Below are 16,418 nucleotides of genomic sequence, written 5' to 3'. Positions count from 1 at the left end.
AATGGACGATTCAGGCGTCGTCCGCCGGGACGAGGCTTCTGAGCGCCTCGTTGATGCGGTCCTGCCAGCCCGGCCCGTCCTTCTGGAAATGCGCGAGCACGGCGCTGTCGAGACGCAAGCTCACCACCTCCCGCGAGCCGGGGATCGTCGTCGGCCGTGCGGCCGGTTGCGGCGGCGGGGCAGCCGGCTTCGGGGTCGTGGCGGCCCGGAAAGCCGCCTCGGCGGTCGCGCGCGGATCGGTGAAGCGACGGCGGTTGCGGTCCTCGGCCATCGACCCCTAACCCTTCGCGGTCGTCTTCTTCGGTGCCGCCTTCTTCACGGCCTTCTTCGCGGAGCCTTTGGCGGCCGCCTTGGCTTCCTTCTCGGCCGCCTTGGCCTGCGCGTCTGCGGCCTCCTTGGCGAGGCGCAGCGAGCGCAGCCGAAGCGTCCGCTCATCCACAGCCTTGATGGCCGCGTGATGCTCCGCCATGGCCTGGGCGCCTTCGCGCGCCATACGCTCCGCACGTTCCGCACGCTCGGCGCGATTCTCGGCACGCGTCTTCGCTTCCGCTTCCGCGTCGCGGACGGCATTTACCTCGTCGAGGTCAAACTCAGTCTCGTCGCTCATCCTGTCCCTTTCACCCCGGCTCGACGGATCCGACCCGACGCATCCTGCGCGAGACGGTGTCTGAGCGGGTCCGGCCTGTTCGACGGGCGGAGGGCAAGGCCGGATCATTCGCCCTCCCGCACCGCCGTCAGGCGCGCAAGGAGAGCAGCTTCGCGAAGGCTTTAGCATGCCCGCGACGCCGATGGCGAATCCGGATCGACGGTCGGGACTGACCGCGCACACTCTTCGTGCGGGTCCACCTGTCCATGCGGCCCGGGTCCGCGTTCTGACGAAGGATTTCGGCCCCGATCGTCGTTCGATCAGCGCACGCCGAACCGAAGCGGGATGGAGACCGTCAGGTTCGACAGCGTGACACCGGGCGGCGCCGCCGGCATGCTGCCGCGCACCGCCGCGAGGGCGGCGCTGTCGATCTGGCCGATCCCGCTTGAGCGGGCCAGGCCCGCGCCCGTCACCTGGCCCGAGCGCATCACGGTGAAGCGCACCACCGCGGTCCCACCCCCGGTTCCGACGGCCGCGTTCACGTTCATCCGGCTGTGGATCGCTGCGCTGATCGCGCCCTGCCATTGCCGCATGGCGCTCGGATCGTTGCCTGCGGCGGCCCGGCCGACCGCATTCTGACGCGAGGCCGAGGCCGAACTCCGCTCGGCGCCCGCCCGGGCCTTGGCCTCACGCGCCTTCGCCTCGCGTGTGGCCTTGGCTTTCGCCTCCCGGATCTCCTCCAGGCGCTCCTGACGTGCCTCTTCGCGCTTCTGCTCGCGGAGCTTCTCCTCGCGGATCTTTCGCAGCTTGGCCTCCCGTTCCGCCTTGAGCTTGGCGGGGTCCGGTGTGGGCTTCGGCGGTTCCTCGGTCTTGGCGACCTCGGTCGGCGGCGCCGCCAGCGGCTCGGCCGCCTCCGACGTGGAGGTGATCACTTGGTTCTGCGCCTCGACCGGCTGCGCCTCCGCCGGCGCTTCGACCGGCTGGGTGTCCTCCGGCTTAACCTCGGTCATCTCGGTCGGCGGCGGGGGCTGGACGGCCTCGTCGGGCGGCGCGTCCACCGGCTTCGTCTCCGGCGGGGCCTCCTGACTCATCTGCTGCTCCGCCGGAGCTTCGGTGGTCGCATCCGTCATGAGCGGCGCGAGGTCGACGGTGATCTGCTGCTCGCCAGGCGGCGCGGGCGGGGCCAGCCGCAGGAACATCATCGCGGCCAACGCAAGCGCATGCAGCCCGAGGGCGACCAGGAAGGCGGCGACCAGCCCGGACGGGCGGCGCTCGCCGGCCCCGACCGGCAGATCCGTCGACGTGAAGGTGCTCATCGGTTCAGCGCGCGGTCCCTGCGGAGGCGGCCGGAGCGGCGGCCGCTGCCGGAGCGGCGCCGCCGGGCGACTGCGCGATCAGCGACACCTTGGTGAAGCCGGCCTGGCCGACGAGGCCCATCACCTCCATCACCTTGCCGTAGGGCACGTCACGGTCGCCGCGCACGAGGATGACCTGATCCTTGTCGGCAGCCGCCATCTCGCGCAGGCGCGGCACGATGCTGTCCATCGTGAACACCTCCTTGGCGATGGACGGGTTGCCGTCCTTGTCGACCGTCACCTCCGCGGGCTTCTTCGACTGCGCGACTTTGGGGGCCGCCGTCTTCGGCAGCTGGACCGGCACGCCGGTGGTCATCAGCGGTGCGGCGACCATGAAGATGATCAGGAGCACGAGCATCACGTCGACCATCGGCGTGACGTTGATGTCTGACATCGGCATGTCGTCGAGGTCGTCGTCGTCGTTCGCGCGAAGGGATCCCATCGCCATGGGGCGTCTCCGGTACCGTTACGTTCGGTTCTGTGCGGGCGGGCGCGGCGGCTCTATTCGGCAGCCGCCCGATGGGCGCCGGCGCGGTCGCGCGCGAGACGGTTGCCCAGAACCGAAATGTAGGACGAGAAGGTGCTCTGGATGCCGCTCACGTCGCTCGACAGCTTGTTGTAGGCCATCACCGCCGGGATCGCGACGACGAGACCGATCGCCGTGGCGAACAGCGCCTCCGCGATGCCCGGGGCCACCACGGCCAGCGACGTGTCCTGGCTCCGGGCGATCGACGAGAACGAGTTCATGATGCCCCAGACGGTGCCGAACAGCCCGACGAACGGGGCCGTCGAGCCCGAAGTCGCCAGCAGCGACAGGCCGGTGCGCAGGCGCTTCACCTCGAGGGTGAGGGCGCCCTTCATCGCCCGCTCGATCCGGTCGCGGCGCTCGGCCCGGGTCTCGGAGGAATCCTGATCGCGCCACGCGTCGATGGCCGCCTTCACCACGTGGCCGGCGATGCCGCGATGCTCGCCGTCGAGGCTGCCGCCGGAGCGGACCAGCGTGGCGAAGGCCTTGGCCTGACGCCGGGCGGCGGCCAGCCGGATGATCTTCTCGAACACCACCGTCCAGCAGGCGATCGAGGCGATCACCAGCAGGATCATCACGCCCTTCACGATCGGGTCGGCCTGCAGGAACAGACCGAGGAAGGAGAAGTCGTGGGCCGCCTCGATCGGCGCTTGTGTCGGGTCCATCGCGGGCTCCTGGCGTCTTGGTCTCACGCGGCCTTGCGCCGCCGTCATCTCGGGGTGCGGCGAAAGCCGCAGGCCGCCCGGCGACCCTCGCCGCCGGGCGGTTTGGTCTGATCGACCGTCAAACCATCCGCATCAGCGGTCGAACGGGAGGCCGGCCTTGCTGTCGGTCTCGGTCCGCTCGAGGCAGGCCTCGCGCGCGGAATCACCGCCGTCGCAGGCCAGGACGTCGTTCAACAGGACGCGCCCGACCTTGTTGCAGGCGATGCCGGGGAAGTCGAAGATCTTGACGGTGGTCTTCTTCGGCGGCAGCGGACCGAGCTCCACCGCGACACGCTTCTGCGCGACGCCCTCCGGGTCGAAGGCGAAGAGATCCACCTTGTAGGATTTCAGGCCGGGCCCCTTGTTGTCGATCACCATGGTGATCCGGCAGGCCTCGCCCGCAGTCTCGACCTTGTTGAGCTGCAGCTTGATCGGCGCGGACTTCTCCGCGGCATCCTGCGCCAGGGCCGATACCACGAGGAGCGCCGAGAGCGCGAAGCAGGCCGCCGTGTCGAGGGCGATACGCCCGATCCGCCGACGGTACAGGGGGGCGCGCAGGGCAATCACCGTGACCAAGTCCTTTTCAAGTATGTGCCGGCCGGCGTTTCGCGCCGCGCCGGCCGGGCGGGTTGGGGCCGGATCAGTGAAGCACCGCGCCTGCGGGGCAGGACGCCGGGGCGAGGCGTTGGGCCGCCGCATCCAGCGGCCCGACGGCGGCGCGGACCGCCGCCACGAGGCGGGGCGCCGCCTCCCGTCCGGTGATCTCGGCGGCGGCCGCCTCCAGATCCGTCCAGAGGCGCTGACGCCCCCGGTTGATCAGCGTCACCAGGGCGCATTCGTGACCGGTCACGCGGCAGCAACTCGCCGGCATGAACGACCAGTCGCCGTCGCGCTCCGCCCGCAGTGCCCGGATGATCGCGACCACACAGGCGACGAAGCGGCAGCCTTCGGTCGGCCCGAGCAGCTGCTCGGCGCCGTCGAAGGCCGCGTTCCAGCAGGCGACGTCGCTGGTCATGTAGCCGGCGGCCACGAAACGGGCCACCGACAGGGCCAGGATATCAGCCTCATCGCCGCAGATATCGGCGACGCGCCGCATCGCCGCATGATCAGTCCGGGTCAGGGGCGCGCTCATGGACTGCGGTGCCTCGCGTCGCAGGACAACTTGCATAGACCGACCGTCATGGTCGGATCATCTTCTTTCGCGGCAGTATCCAGGCCGGCCGCCCGGATCAAGGCCCAGCGAGAAAATCAGAGCAGTTCCAAACTGTTAGAGGAAAGCGTGGCCGTTCACGTCTTTGCCTATGCGTCCCGGTAATTTTTGCCTAATTATCCTGGATTGGATCGGACCACGCCGTCCGGACGAAACCCGCGGCCTCCCTTGATGGCCCGGACGGCCTTGGCCATATCTCGTTGTTGCCGGCGACGTCTCGTCCGGCGGAGCGCTACTTCGGTGGGCTCCCTGTCGACGAGGTGCTCAGGCATCCCGGGATTGCGGCGGATCCCGGGGTCGGAGGCCTCGCTTTCTGGATGATGGCCGCGATGACCCGATCCTCGCCCTTCGGGCACCCGTTCCTGCTCGGCTTCGACGAGATCGAACAGGCTCTCGACCGGGTCTCAAAGGCCGCCAATGACGGCTATCCACCCTACAACATCGAGCGGCTGCCCCGCACCGAGAGCGAGCCCGAGCGCCTGCGCATCACGCTGGCGGTCGCCGGCTTCACCCGCGACCAGTTGGACGTCATGCTGGAGGAGAGCCAGCTCGTCGTGCGCGGTCGCCAGGTCGACGAGCGCGAGAGGCACTTTCTTCACCGCGGCATTGCGGCGCGCCAGTTCCAGCGGGCCTTCCTCCTCGCCGACGGCATGGAGGTCCTCGGGGCCGACCTCGCCAACGGCCTGCTGTCGATCGATCTGGTCCGTCCGGAACCGGATCGCATCGTGCGCAAGATCGATATCGGCGCCCGCGGCTGAGACCGATTGATTGGACGGCGCGGATCCCCACATCAGTGGGGAGCCGCCGAAGCCTTCAGGATCGGCGGCGCACGCTCTGCCACCCCAGGAGGGCTTTGATGACCAATCTGAACCCGTCTCCGTTGACCCCGGCCGATCTCGACCCGGCCGATTTCGCGCCCGCCGATCTCGCGGCCTTGGGCGAGGGTCACATCGCCTATGTCCGGCCCATCCGGTCCGACGAGGTCCGCCGTTTCTTCCCACAGGCGCCCGAGCTGCTGCCCGGCCTCGATCTGTTTGCCCTCCTCTCGGCGAGTGGCGCTCCGATCATGCTCGCCGATTCGCGGGACGTCGTCCTGGCGAATGCGGTCGCGCAGGACCTGCAGCCGGTCAGCCTCCACTGACCGCTCCGGCCGAGGAACCGGTCAGGCGATCTCGTCCACTGCCGCGACCAGGCGCGCGATGTCCTGCGGCCGCGACAGGCGGTGATCCCCGTCGGCGATGAGCGTCAGCACGGTGCCCTCGGCCGGCAGCCGGCCGAGGATCTTCAGGGCGTGGGTGTAAGGCACATCGGTGTCCCGCATGCCCTGGAGGATGTGGACCGGGCAGGCCGGATCGACCGTGTCGCCGAGCATGCAATGGCGCCGCCCGTCGTCGATGAGGTTCAGGGTGATCGGGTCCGGTTCCGACCCGTAGTCGCTGGGCCTCCGCAGGATGCCGTCCCGGATCAGCATGGCGCGGGCCGCCTCGCCGAGGCGGTTCCAGATCAGCTCTTCGGTGAAATCCAGGGCCGGGGCGATGAGCACGAGACCGGCGGTCGCCTGACCTCCGTTCGCCCGGTCGCGGGCGGCCAGGCAGGCGATCCATCCCCCCATCGACGAGCCGACGAGAATCGGCGCCTCCGTGGCGTAGGCGGCCAGGACGGCCTGCGCGTCCTCGAGCCACGAAGAGATCGTGCATTCCGTGAAGGTGCCGCTCGAGGCCCCATGCGCGGCATAATCGAAGCGGATGAGCGTGCGGCCCCTCTGCGAGGCCCAGGCATCCAGCGCCGTCGCCTTGGTTGCCGTCATGTCGGAGCGGAATCCGCCGAGCCAGACCACCGGTGGCCCGCCCCCCTGACGCACCCGCACGGCGATGCGCCGGGCGGCCTCGCCCGTGCCGACGGTGAGGAACTCGGGGCCCATATCCGACATCGTTCTCTCCGATATCCCTGTCTCGACGTGGAAGAAGTCCGGACCTGAACGGTTCGGCTTCAACTCTCGTTTACCGGACCGTAAAGCCCGGCGGCGATGCTGGATCAATGGTAGCGAGCATTTGGCAGATACCGGTCGGGGGCCTGCGCGTCCTCGCCGATGGACCGCGGACGGGCGAAGGTACACACGCCTTGTCGGGTTTTCCCGCGGAAGTCGGGGCCCTTGCGGGCGCTCGCGTCCTGCAGATCATTCCCGAACTCGACGCCGGGGGCGCCGAGCGCACCACCGTCGATGTCGCGGGCGGCCTCGCGGCCGTGGGCGCCCGCGCGCTGGTGGCGACGGAGGGGGGGCGGCTCGTCGGGGAATTGCAGGCCAAGGGCGGCCACTGGCTTCGCTTCCCGGCCGCCGCGAAGAATCCGGCGCTGATGGCCGTGAACGTCCTGCGGCTCATGGCCCTCTGCCGCCGCGAGCAGGTGCAGATCATCCATGCCCGCTCCCGTGCGCCCGCTTGGGTCGCCCTCGGAGCGGCGCGCCGGCTCGGCCTGCCGTTCGTCACCACCTATCACGGCAGCTATTCCGGCCGGACCAACGTCAAGGTGCTGTACAATTCGGTGATGGCCCGCGGCGACGTGGTCATCGCCAACTCGCACTACACCGCAGACCTGATCCACCGGCTGCATGCCGAGCAGGCTGGCGACCGCGTGCGGGTCATCCATCGCGGCACGGATCTCGGCGTGTTCAACCCGGTCGCCGTCGGCGCCGTGCGGGTCGAGGCGCTGCGCCGGAGCTGGAACGTCGCGCCGCACGAGCGCGTGATCCTGCTGGCCGCCCGCCTCACGGCCTGGAAGGGCCATCGGGTGCTGATCGAGGCGGCCGCGCAGATGCGCGACCGCGGCGTTCCCGATCTGGCGGTGGTCCTGGCGGGAGACCCTCAGGGACGCGCCTCCTACGAGCGCGAACTCGATGCGCTGATCGCCGCGCGCGGGCTCGAAGGCATCGTCCGGCGGGTCGGTCACTGCACCGACATGCCGGCCGCCTTCCGGGCCGCCTCCGTGGTGGCGGTGCCGTCCGTCGAGCCGGAGGCCTTCGGCCGTTCGGCCGTGGAGGCGCAGGCGCTCGGTACACCGGTGGTGGTGTCCGATCTCGGGGCCGTACCGGAAACCGTACTGGCGCCGCCGGAGACGCCAGCGGGCCAGCGTACCGGATGGCGCGTCCCGGCCGGCGACGCGGCCGCGCTCGCCACATCCCTGACCGAGGCCCTTTCCCTCGGCGCCAGCGCCCGCGACGCCCTTGGGCGGCGGAGCCGTGCGCATGTCGCGGCGCATTTCTCCCTCGAGCGCATGGTCGGCGACACGTTGGCGGTCTATGCGGGGCTGCTCGGCCGCTTGCCCTGAGCGGCCGGCTGACCCGGAAAGCGGACCGAGACGCCGCGGCCGATTATTTTCGGCACCGCGGCTTCAGGCGGTTGACTCTGGTCGCGGTTCCACCAACGTTGTACGTCCGGAAGAGACCGGGGCGGCAGGCGGCCAGGAGATCCTTCTGGGAACCGCCGTTTCGCCGTTGCAGCAGGAGACCTAAGCCATTCGTAGACCGATGAGAGCCATGCCGGCCCCGCAGAAGGACGGGCCGCGCGCCAACCGCGACATTCGCGGTGTGCGGGAAGTGCAGCTGATCGACGATACCGGGCAGAACCGCGGCGTCGTCCCCTTCTTCGACGCCCTCAATCTGGCTGAGGAAGCCGGTCTCGATCTCGTGGAGATCGCGCCGAACTCCGTGCCGCCCGTCTGCAAGCTGCTCGATTACGGGCGCTTCCGCTTCAACGAGCAGAAGAAGCAGAACGAGGCCCGCAAGCGCCAGAAGACCGTCGAGGTGAAGGAGATCAAGCTCCGCCCCGGCATCGACAAGCACGACTACGACACCAAGATGAAGTCGGTGCACCGCTTCTTCGAGGAAGGCGACAAGGTCAAGGTGACCCTGCGCTTCCGCGGTCGTGAGATGGCTCACCAAGATATCGGTCTACGCCTCCTGGAGCGCGTGAAGAGCGAGACGGCGGAGATCGCCAAGGTCGAGAGCGAGCCGATGCTCGAAGGCCGCCAGATGATCATGATCCTGGCGCCGCGCTGAGCGGCACCGATCCCGAGACGCGAGACCCGCGCCGCCTCCTCACCGGGGCGGCGTTGTCTTTTCAGCGCTTCCGATTGGCGGCGCCGCGGATTAAGGGGCAGCCATGGCCCTCGCTCCCGATGAGATCGAACGCTACGCCCGCCACCTCGTCCTCGCCGAGGTCGGCGGCCCCGGCCAGGCCCGGATCAAGGCCGCCCGGATCTTGGTCGTCGGGGCCGGGGGGCTCGGCGCGCCGCTGATCCAGTATCTCGCCGCCGCCGGAATCGGGACGATCGGAATCGTCGACGACGATGCGGTTTCCCTCTCGAACCTCCAGCGGCAGGTGATCCACGGCACGCCGGATCTCGGCCGGCCGAAGGTCGAGAGCGCCGCCGACGCGGTGGCGCGGCTCAACCCGCACGTGACCGTCGTCCCGCATCCGGTCCGGATCGATCCGGACAACGCCGTCGACCTGATCGCCGGCTACGACCTCGTGGCCGACGGTTCCGACAATTTCGCCACGCGCTACGCGGTGTCGGATGCCTGTTTCCGCGCGCGCCGCCCGCTGGTGACGGCGGCGCTCGGCCGCTTCGACGGCACGCTGACCACGATCCGCGCCCACGAGACCGGGCCGGACGGGACGCCAAACCCGACCTATCGCTGCCTCTTCCCGAACCCGCCGCCGCCCGGCAGCGTGCCGGCCTGCGCGGAGGCCGGCGTGCTGGGAGCCCTGGCCGGAGTGATGGGCTCGCTGATGGCCATGGAGCTGCTCCGCGCGGTGGCGGGCTTCGGAGAGCCCCTGGTCGGGCGCCTCCTGATGGTCGATGCCCGCGCCATGCGGTTCGAGACGCTGAGCTACGGCTGGGATCCCGACAACCCGCTCAGCGGCACCGGCGCCTCAGCGGCCTAGGGAACCCGGCGGCATCCACGGGCCCTCGACGGTCTCGGCGCCGAGGCAGCACTTCTTGAACTTCTTCCCGGAGCCGCAGGGACACGGATCGTTGCGGCCGACGTCCTTGAGCGGATTGCGCTGCGGCTCCCCCGCGCCCTCCTCGGCCCAGTCGAGGGCTTCCACCGGCTCGTCGAGGTAGCCGTACTGGTAAGGGCCGAGCCGGTCGCGGTCGTCCGGATTGGCCTCGGCCTTGCGCAGAGCGTCCTTGAACCACCCGGCGTCGCTGATCTCGTCGGTGAGGCGTCCGTCGGCACGGGCCGCAGCCGCCCGAGGTGCGAAGTCCCGGAAGCCGAGATGGGCGATCGTCTCCTCCCAACCGACCCAGGCCGGCGCCTCTTCCACGGCCGCCTGGGCGTCGTCGAACCGGACCAGCAGGTCGTGCATCGCGGCCCGGTCGATCCGACCCTCCAGGGTCAGGAAGGTGCAGGCGCTGAGCAGCGCCATGCGCACGTAATCGTCCACCGTGCTGTCCAGGATCAGGCGGAACAGCGGCTGCGGATCGCCGTCGAACAGGCTCGCCAACACCTTGGCAAGGGTCGCCGTGACGGCATCGCCGAGGAGGGCGTCGAGGGTTTCCTCGTCGTGCCGGAGCAGCCTCAGAAGCGGTGCCAGGGCGCGCGTATCCCGGGCATGGGCCAGGACGTGCAGCCCCCAGAAGAGGAGGTTCGTCTCCTCCGGCGTCAGCTCACGTCCGTCGGCCGCGCCCTCCAGCAGCGGCAGCGTCGCCTCCGCGACAGCGGACGGGTGCTTGAGCGCTTCCCGCAACGCCGCCTTCGGCCGGTATTCGGCCGCCGCGAGGTCTTCGATCAGCAGGGCGATCCGGTCCATGGTGGCGCCTCAGGTCCGAAGGGTCGCGCCGGTTTTGCGGGACACCTCGGCGACGATCCTGGCGCTCACCGCCTCGATCTCCGCGTCGGTGAGGGTCCGCTCGACGGGCTGCAGGCGCACCGCGATCGCCACCGACTTCGCGCCGTCCGGCACGCCGGGTCCCTCGTACAGATCGAACACGTCGACGCCGGTGACGAGCTTGCGCTCGGCGTTCTGTGCGGCCTTCACGAGGTCACCCGCCGGCACGTCGCGGCCGACCACGAAGGCGAAGTCCCGCGACAGCGGCTGGAGCTCCGACAGCACCAGGGCTGCCTTGGCCTTGGTCGGCTTGTGCTTGGGCAGGGGCAGGGCGTCGAGGACGATCTCGAAGGCCACGAGGGTACCCTTCAGGTCGAGGGCCTGGAGCGTCCGCGGATGCACCTCGCCGAACCAGCCGATCTCGGTCTTCGGACCGAAGCGCAGGGTGCCCGAGCGGCCGGGATGAAGCCAGGACGGGCCGCCGGCGGTGATCTGGAGGCCGCCGGTCGGAACGCCGAGGCTGCCCAGCAGGGCCAGGGCGTCGGCCTTGGCGTCGAAGGCGTCGACGGTCCCGGCCGTGCCGTGCCAGTGGCGCCCGGCGCCCGACAGACCGGCACTGCCGCGCCGGACCGCCGCCGCCCGGATCGTCTGGCCCTCCGGCGCATCGGAGGCGAAGCACTGGCCGACCTCGAACAGGGCCGCGTCCGGATAACCCCGGTCGGCATTGCGTTGCGCAGCCCGCAGGAGCCCCGGCAGCAGGCTCGGCCGCATGTCAGACAGTTCCGCGGCAATGGGATTGGCCAGGACCAGATCGGCACCGCCGCCGCCGAACAGTTCGGCATCGCCATGCGGGACGAACGACCACGTGACCGCCTCCATGAGGCCCCGGCTCGCCAGGGCCCGCTTCGCGGTGCGGGTCCGCTTCTGCATCACCGTCAGCAGCGGACGGCCGATCCCTTCGAGCGGGGGCAGGGGCTTGGCCTCGATCCGGTCCAGCCCGGCGATGCGCACGACCTCCTCGACGAGGTCGGCCTTGCCTTCGACATCGGGCCGCCAGGACGGCGTCAGCACCTTCACCCGGTCGCCGGTCCCCGAGATGTGGAAGCCCAAAGTCTCCAGGATCACCTTCATCTCGACACGCGGCACGTCGAGGCCGGCTAGGCGGCGGACCTCGGTCCACGGGAAGTCGATGATCCGCTCGGATTCGGGAGGCTCGCCGACGATATGCGCCTCGGTCGGCGTACCGCCGCACAGGTCCACCACCAAGCGCGTCGCGAGATCGAGGCCCGGCAGCGTGAAGGCCGGATCGACACCCCGCTCGAACCGGTAGCGCGCGTCGGTGATGAGGCCGAGGCGGCGGCCCGTCTGGGCGATGTTGGCCGGGTCCCAGAGCGCCGATTCGATCAGCACATCCGTGGTGCCGGCGTCGCAGCCGGAGTCCTGGCCGCCCATGATGCCGGCGATGGATTCGACGCCGTTCCGGTCTGCGATCACCACCATGTCGTCGGTGAGCGCGTGGGTCCGGCCGTCGAGGGCGAGCAGGCTCTCGCCCTCGCGCGCACGGCGCACGGTGAGCGGCCCGGCGACCTTGGCGGCATCGAAGACGTGGAGCGGGCGACCGCGATCGAAGGTCACGTAGTTGGTGATGTCGACGAGCGCATTGATCGGGCGCAGGCCGATGGCCCGCAGCCGGGCCTGCATCCAGCACGGCGACGGCCCGTTCGTGACCCCGCGGACGAGCCGCAGGGCGAAGAGCGGGGCGAGGTGCCGGTCGGCCGGCTCGAAGGCCAGCTCCACCGCGACCGGGCAGGGGCCCTCGCCGCGCACGCCCGGCAGCGTCTCGCGCTTGAGCGTGCCGAGGCCGGCGGCCGCGAGATCGCGGGCGATGCCGTGGACCGAGGTGCAGTCCGACCGGTTCGGCGTCAGGTTGATCTCGATGACCGGATCGTCGAGCCCGGCATAGAGGGCGTAAGCCTGGCCGATCGGTGCGTCGGTCGGGAGCTCCATGATGCCGTCATGGTCGTCGCCGAGGCCGAGCTCGGCGCCCGAGCACAGCATGCCGCGGCTCTCCACGCCGCGGATCGTGCCCACCGACAGGGTGATGTTCTTGCCCGGAACGTAGGTGCCCGGCGGCGCGAAGACCGAGACGAGACCGGCCCGGGCGTTCGGCGCTCCGCAGACCACCTGCACGGGCGCGCCCGCGCCCGTCTCGACGGAGCAGACCCGCAGTCGGTCGGCGTTCGGGTGCTGCTCGGCCGTCAGGATCTTCGCGATTACGTAGGGCTTCAGCGCGGCGGCCTTGTCCTCGATTCCCTCCACCTCCAGGCCGATCCGCGTCAGCGTCTCGGCGACGGTGTCGAGGGTGGCCTCGGTGTCGAGGTGGTCCTTGAGCCAGGAGAGGGTGAATTTCATGATGGACCTTCGAGAGCCCGATATCGGCTCGACCGTCGGAGGAACAGGATGGCGGGGCCATCACCGGAGCCGGAGGGCCCCGGTGAGGCCGGTGCGGCTCAGCCCGTAAGGCCGCCCACGAGGCTCGGAACGTCGAGCGGGCGGAAGCCGTAATGGTCGAGCCAGCGGACGTCGGCCTCGAAGAACGGCCGCAGGTCCGGCATGCCGTATTTCAGCATGGCGATTCGGTCGATGCCGACACCGAAGGCGAAGCCCTGCACGGCATCCGGGTCGAGCCCGCAATTGCGCAGCACGTTCGGATGCACCATCCCGCAGCCCAGGATCTCCAGCCAGTCGTCGCCCTCGCCGAAGCGGATCTCGCCGCCCTTGCGCGAGCACTGGATGTCGACCTCCGCGGAGGGCTCGGTGAAGGGGAAGAAGGACGGGCGGAAGCGCATCTTCACGCCCTCCACCTCGAAGAACGCCTTGCAGAACTCCTCCAGCACCCATTTCAGGTTGGCGATGTTGGCCGCCTTGTCGATCACCAGCCCTTCGACCTGATGGAACATCGGCGTGTGGGTCTGATCGGAATCGTGCCGGTAGGTCCGGCCCGGGATGATCACCCGGATCGGCGGGGTTTGCGCCCGCATGGTGCGGATCTGGACCGGCGAGGTGTGGGTGCGCAGCACCTTGCGCTTCCCGTCGCGGTCCGGCGCCAGGAAGAAGGTGTCGTGCATCTCGCGGGCCGGGTGCCCGGGCGGGAAGTTGAGCGCGGTGAAGTTCAGCTCGTCCGTCTCGATGTCCGGACCCTCGGCCACCGCGAAGCCCATATCGGCAAAGATCGCGGTGATCTCGTCGATCACCTGGGAGATCGGATGGATCCGGCCGCGCACCTCGGGGGCCTCGCGGACCGGCAGGGTCACGTCGACCCGCTCGGAGGCGAGGCGGGCCTCCAGGGCGGCCTCGGCGAGGGCGGTCTTGCGCGCGGTGACGGCGCCCTGGACCCGGTCGCGCAGGCCGTTGATGAGCGGGCCGCGCTCCTTGCGCTCCTCCGTCGTCATCGCACCGAGGGTCTTCAGCAGATCCGAGACACTGCCCTTCTTGCCGAGCGCGGCGACGCGGACCGCGTCGAGGGCCGCCTCGTCGGACGCCGCGCTCACCTGGGCCAGGAGATCGCGTTCGAGGGTATCGAGATCGGTCATCGCTGTCTTCGAGCAGGGTTGGCGGAGTCGGCCGTCGGGCCGTGCTCTCGCGCGTTGTGCGCCCGCACGCAAGCGCGGGGCAGGGGACCTCGTAAACGACGAAGGCGCGGCTCCCCGGGGAACCGCGCCTTCCGTACGTCTCGCCTCAGGCCTGGATCAGGCGGCCTTGGCGGTGGTCTGCGGCAGTGCGGCCTTCGCCTTCTCGACGACGGCGGCGAAGCTCGCCGGCTCGTGGATCGCGAGCTCCGACAGGGCCTTGCGGTCGACGACGATGCCGGACTTCGCCAGACCGTCGATGAAGCGCGAGTAGGTCAGGCCGTGCTCGCGGACCGCCGCGTTGAGACGCTGGATCCAGAGGGCGCGGAACGTGCGCTTCTTGTTCTTGCGGTCGCGGTAGGCATACTGCATGCCCTTCTCGACCGCCTGCTTGGCGATCCGGATCGTATTCTTGCGCCGGCCGTAATAGCCCTTGGCGGCCTTCAGAACTTTCTTGTGCTTCGCGTGACTGGTCACGCCGCGCTTGACGCGGGCCATCGGTTATCTCCTGGATTCGACGAAAGACAGTGGCAACGGGTGTTGAAGGACTTACCGCGCGTTCGGCAGGAAGTACTTCTTCACGTTGGCGGCATCGCCCTCGAACAGGGTCGTGGTGCCGCGCAGGTTGCGGATCTGCTTGGTCGTCCGCTTGATCATCCCGTGGCGCTTGCCGGCCTGGGCGTACATCACCTTGCCGGTGCCGGTGATCTTGAAGCGCTTCTTCGCGCCCGATTTCGTCTTCAACTTGGGCATTTGGCTCTCCGTTGCGCGAAATGATCCCGGACCGCCCCGCAAGGGTCGGATGGGGTTCGCGCGCTGATGCTTCTGGTGGAGCAGCACGAGCCGCCACGGCAGCCCTATCGGCCGGGCGGTTCGACGCGGTGCGGCTTATGACAGAAAGCTGACGCGGCGGCAACGCCCGTGAGGCGTGACGCGGGCCTGGGGGGCGGAGGGCCCTGGACATCCGCGTCGCCGGTCCGGAGCGCAGCGGGCGAGCCCGGGATCCAGAAGCGCCGACACCGCCGTTTCGGGCGCCCGGTCCGTATCCAGGTCCGGGATCTGCTGCGCCGTCCCGGAGTACGGGTTTGTCGGGTCCGGGCGCAACCTGATCCCGATAGCCGGCGTTCGTGATCCTGTGGCGCATGGAGGCGATGCGCGTGTCCGGACCGGAGACGGGCCGGCTCCGCGCGACTGCCCCGCGAGCAGCGGATTGGGCGCCGGTGACCATGTCGCGGCCGCTGATTCGGAGGAATTCGGGGACAGCGAGCGCGCTGCACAAAACGGTGAGCGACAACGGGGGTCGCCAGGAACCATAACCTTGGCCGTCCGTTTCATTCATGTCCCGCTCAGGCCGGCAGGGTTAGACCCCCCGTCAAATTCGGCCAACCAGGAGACACTTCGTGCGCATTGCCCAGATCGCTCCGTTGTCGGAGGCCGTCCCTCCGAAGTTCTACGGCGGCACCGAGCGCGTCGTCAGCTGGATTACAGAGGAACTGGTCCGCCAGGGTCACGAAGTCACGCTGTTCGCCAGCGGTGACTCCGAGACGTCTGCCAAGCTCGCAGCCTGCACGCCCGAGGGCCTGCGCCTGCTCGGCTACCGGGATCACACCGCCAGCCACCTGGCGATGCTGCATCAAGTGCACCGCCGCGCGCACGAATTCGACATCCTGCACTTCCACATCGACCTGCTTCAGTATCCGATGTTCGAGGATCTGAACCACAAGTGCATCACCACGATGCACGGTCGCCTCGACGTGCCGGACTTCATGCCGGTCTACCGCACCTTCACGGGCATGCCGCTGGTCTCGATCTCCGACAACCAGCGCCTGCCCATGCCGCCGACCTCCAACTGGCTGGCGACCATCCATCACGGCCTGCCGGCCGAGAACTGCCCGTACTACCCGGACGCCAAGGGCGGCTACCTCGCCTTCCTCGGCCGCATCTCGCCCGAGAAGCGCCCCGACCGCGCGATCGAGATGGCGATCCGCTCCGGCACGCCCCTCAAGATCGCCGCCAAGGTCGACAAGGCGGACCAAGATTACTGGGACGAGGTCATCGAGCCGATGATCCATCACCCGCTCGTGGAGTATATCGGCGAGATCAACGAGGAGCAGAAGAAGGAATTCCTCGGCAACGCCCTGGCGCTCGCCTTCCCGATCGACTGGCCGGAGCCCTTCGGCCTCGTGATGATCGAGGCCATGTCGGCCGGCACCCCGGTGATCGCCTTCCGCAACGGCTCCGTGCCGGAGGTGATCAAGGACGGCGTCGGCGGCGTTCTCTGCGAGAACATGGACGATGCCGTCGCGGCCGTCGCCAAGGTCAAGACCATGAGCCGCGCCGGCGTGCGCCGCCACTTCGAGAGCGCCTTCACCGCCGAGTGCATGGTGAAGAAGTACGTCGCTGCCTACGAGGACCTGCTCGGCCGTGGCGCCGACGTGATCAAGCTGCCGAAGTCCGGCTACAAGGCGCAATACGGCGAGGTGAACGGCTCCGCACGGCCGGCGATCCCGGTCGCCGCCATGCCGGCCTGAAATCCGGCCCCGGGCTTGCGAGGCAGGTCCGGCTCGGCCTAGCGTC

General features: G+C 69.5%; 19 protein-coding genes. 6 read left to right on the top strand and 13 right to left on the bottom strand.

Annotated features, from left to right (window positions below):
• Nucleotides 1-10 precede the first annotated feature (10 nt).
• The 7 genes from GGQ91_RS07860 to GGQ91_RS07830 form a co-directional block, all read right to left on the bottom strand.
• Nucleotides 11-271: a BrnA antitoxin family protein gene (locus tag GGQ91_RS07860; protein ID WP_043378655.1), complete on the bottom strand. Its 261-nt coding sequence runs from the start codon at nt 269-271 to the stop codon at nt 11-13.
• Between the two features lie 6 nt (nt 272-277).
• Complete coding sequence (locus tag GGQ91_RS07855; RefSeq protein ID WP_053611446.1) at nt 278-607, bottom strand: hypothetical protein; 330 nt, start codon at nt 605-607, stop codon at nt 278-280.
• A gap of 299 nt (nt 608-906) precedes the next feature.
• The gene (locus tag GGQ91_RS07850; RefSeq protein ID WP_182591710.1) at nt 907-1,902 is read right to left on the bottom strand and encodes an energy transducer TonB family protein; all 996 of its coding nucleotides are present in this window, start codon (nt 1,900-1,902) and stop codon (nt 907-909) included.
• A gap of 4 nt (nt 1,903-1,906) precedes the next feature.
• Nucleotides 1,907-2,389, bottom strand: a complete 483-nt coding sequence (locus tag GGQ91_RS07845; RefSeq protein WP_043354910.1) for an ExbD/TolR family protein — start codon at nt 2,387-2,389, stop codon at nt 1,907-1,909.
• Between the two features lie 53 nt (nt 2,390-2,442).
• Nucleotides 2,443-3,132: a MotA/TolQ/ExbB proton channel family protein gene (locus tag GGQ91_RS07840; RefSeq protein ID WP_043354911.1), complete on the bottom strand. Its 690-nt coding sequence runs from the start codon at nt 3,130-3,132 to the stop codon at nt 2,443-2,445.
• Between the two features lie 132 nt (nt 3,133-3,264).
• Nucleotides 3,265-3,738, bottom strand: coding sequence for a hypothetical protein (locus GGQ91_RS07835; RefSeq protein ID WP_043354914.1), 474 nt, complete (start codon nt 3,736-3,738; stop codon nt 3,265-3,267).
• Between the two features lie 73 nt (nt 3,739-3,811).
• A complete protein-coding gene (locus tag GGQ91_RS07830) occupies nt 3,812-4,303 on the bottom strand; it encodes a hypothetical protein (RefSeq protein ID WP_170861845.1) in 492 nt (163 codons plus the stop codon).
• Nucleotides 4,304-4,710: 407 nt separating this feature from the next.
• Between GGQ91_RS07830 and GGQ91_RS07825 the strand changes: the two genes are divergently transcribed.
• Together GGQ91_RS07825 and GGQ91_RS07820 are read left to right on the top strand one after the other, a co-directional pair.
• A complete protein-coding gene (locus GGQ91_RS07825; RefSeq protein WP_012320108.1) occupies nt 4,711-5,139 on the top strand; it encodes an Hsp20 family protein in 429 nt (142 codons plus the stop codon).
• Between the two features lie 98 nt (nt 5,140-5,237).
• On the top strand, nt 5,238-5,522 hold the full coding sequence (locus GGQ91_RS07820) for a BQ00720 family protein (RefSeq protein ID WP_043354930.1): 285 nt from the start codon (nt 5,238-5,240) through the stop codon (nt 5,520-5,522).
• A 21-nt stretch (nt 5,523-5,543) separates the two neighbouring features.
• Here GGQ91_RS07820 and GGQ91_RS07815 read toward each other — a convergent pair whose 3' ends face one another.
• On the bottom strand, nt 5,544-6,311 hold the full coding sequence (locus GGQ91_RS07815; protein ID WP_075380533.1) for an alpha/beta hydrolase: 768 nt from the start codon (nt 6,309-6,311) through the stop codon (nt 5,544-5,546).
• A 107-nt stretch (nt 6,312-6,418) separates the two neighbouring features.
• Here GGQ91_RS07815 and GGQ91_RS07810 point away from each other — a divergent pair, with 107 nt between their 5' ends.
• The 3 genes from GGQ91_RS07810 (at nt 6,419) to GGQ91_RS07800 (ending at nt 9,324) form a co-directional block, all read left to right on the top strand.
• Nucleotides 6,419-7,705, top strand: a complete 1,287-nt coding sequence (locus GGQ91_RS07810; RefSeq protein ID WP_236952958.1) for a glycosyltransferase family 4 protein — start codon at nt 6,419-6,421, stop codon at nt 7,703-7,705.
• A gap of 208 nt (nt 7,706-7,913) precedes the next feature.
• Nucleotides 7,914-8,435, top strand: a complete 522-nt coding sequence (gene infC, locus GGQ91_RS07805) for a translation initiation factor IF-3 (RefSeq protein ID WP_020092802.1) — start codon at nt 7,914-7,916, stop codon at nt 8,433-8,435.
• Between the two features lie 103 nt (nt 8,436-8,538).
• Nucleotides 8,539-9,324, top strand: a complete 786-nt coding sequence (locus tag GGQ91_RS07800; RefSeq protein ID WP_043356462.1) for a HesA/MoeB/ThiF family protein — start codon at nt 8,539-8,541, stop codon at nt 9,322-9,324.
• On the opposite strand, the gene GGQ91_RS07795 is transcribed toward GGQ91_RS07800, so the two are convergent.
• The 5 genes from GGQ91_RS07795 to rpmI all read right to left on the bottom strand — a co-directional run bounded on the left by GGQ91_RS07795 (nt 9,313) and on the right by rpmI (nt 14,594).
• Entirely contained in the window at nt 9,313-10,194 is an 882-nt protein-coding gene (locus tag GGQ91_RS07795; RefSeq protein WP_182591709.1) for a DUF1186 domain-containing protein, read from the bottom strand. The genes GGQ91_RS07800 and GGQ91_RS07795 overlap by 12 nt on opposite strands.
• A gap of 9 nt (nt 10,195-10,203) precedes the next feature.
• Complete coding sequence (gene pheT, locus GGQ91_RS07790; RefSeq protein ID WP_182591708.1) at nt 10,204-12,624, bottom strand: phenylalanine--tRNA ligase subunit beta; 2,421 nt, start codon at nt 12,622-12,624, stop codon at nt 10,204-10,206.
• A gap of 98 nt (nt 12,625-12,722) precedes the next feature.
• Nucleotides 12,723-13,805, bottom strand: a complete 1,083-nt coding sequence (gene pheS, locus GGQ91_RS07785) for a phenylalanine--tRNA ligase subunit alpha (protein ID WP_182591707.1) — start codon at nt 13,803-13,805, stop codon at nt 12,723-12,725.
• Nucleotides 13,806-13,961: 156 nt separating this feature from the next.
• Nucleotides 13,962-14,339, bottom strand: a complete 378-nt coding sequence (rplT, locus tag GGQ91_RS07780) for a 50S ribosomal protein L20 (RefSeq protein ID WP_043355811.1) — start codon at nt 14,337-14,339, stop codon at nt 13,962-13,964.
• A 51-nt stretch (nt 14,340-14,390) separates the two neighbouring features.
• The gene (rpmI, locus tag GGQ91_RS07775) at nt 14,391-14,594 is read right to left on the bottom strand and encodes a 50S ribosomal protein L35 (protein ID WP_007561407.1); all 204 of its coding nucleotides are present in this window, start codon (nt 14,592-14,594) and stop codon (nt 14,391-14,393) included.
• A 647-nt stretch (nt 14,595-15,241) separates the two neighbouring features.
• Here rpmI and GGQ91_RS07770 point away from each other — a divergent pair.
• Nucleotides 15,242-16,372 carry a glycosyltransferase family 4 protein gene (locus GGQ91_RS07770; protein WP_182591706.1) on the top strand — a complete coding sequence of 377 codons (1,131 nt, stop codon included), beginning with the start codon at nt 15,242-15,244 and terminating at the stop codon, nt 16,370-16,372.
• Nucleotides 16,373-16,418: the final 46 nt, after the last annotated feature.

The sequence above is a fragment of the Methylobacterium fujisawaense genome, from assembly GCF_014138435.1.
Lineage (GTDB): Bacteria > Pseudomonadota > Alphaproteobacteria > Rhizobiales > Beijerinckiaceae > Methylobacterium > Methylobacterium fujisawaense.
This window is presented reverse-complemented; position numbering and strand designations above follow the sequence as displayed.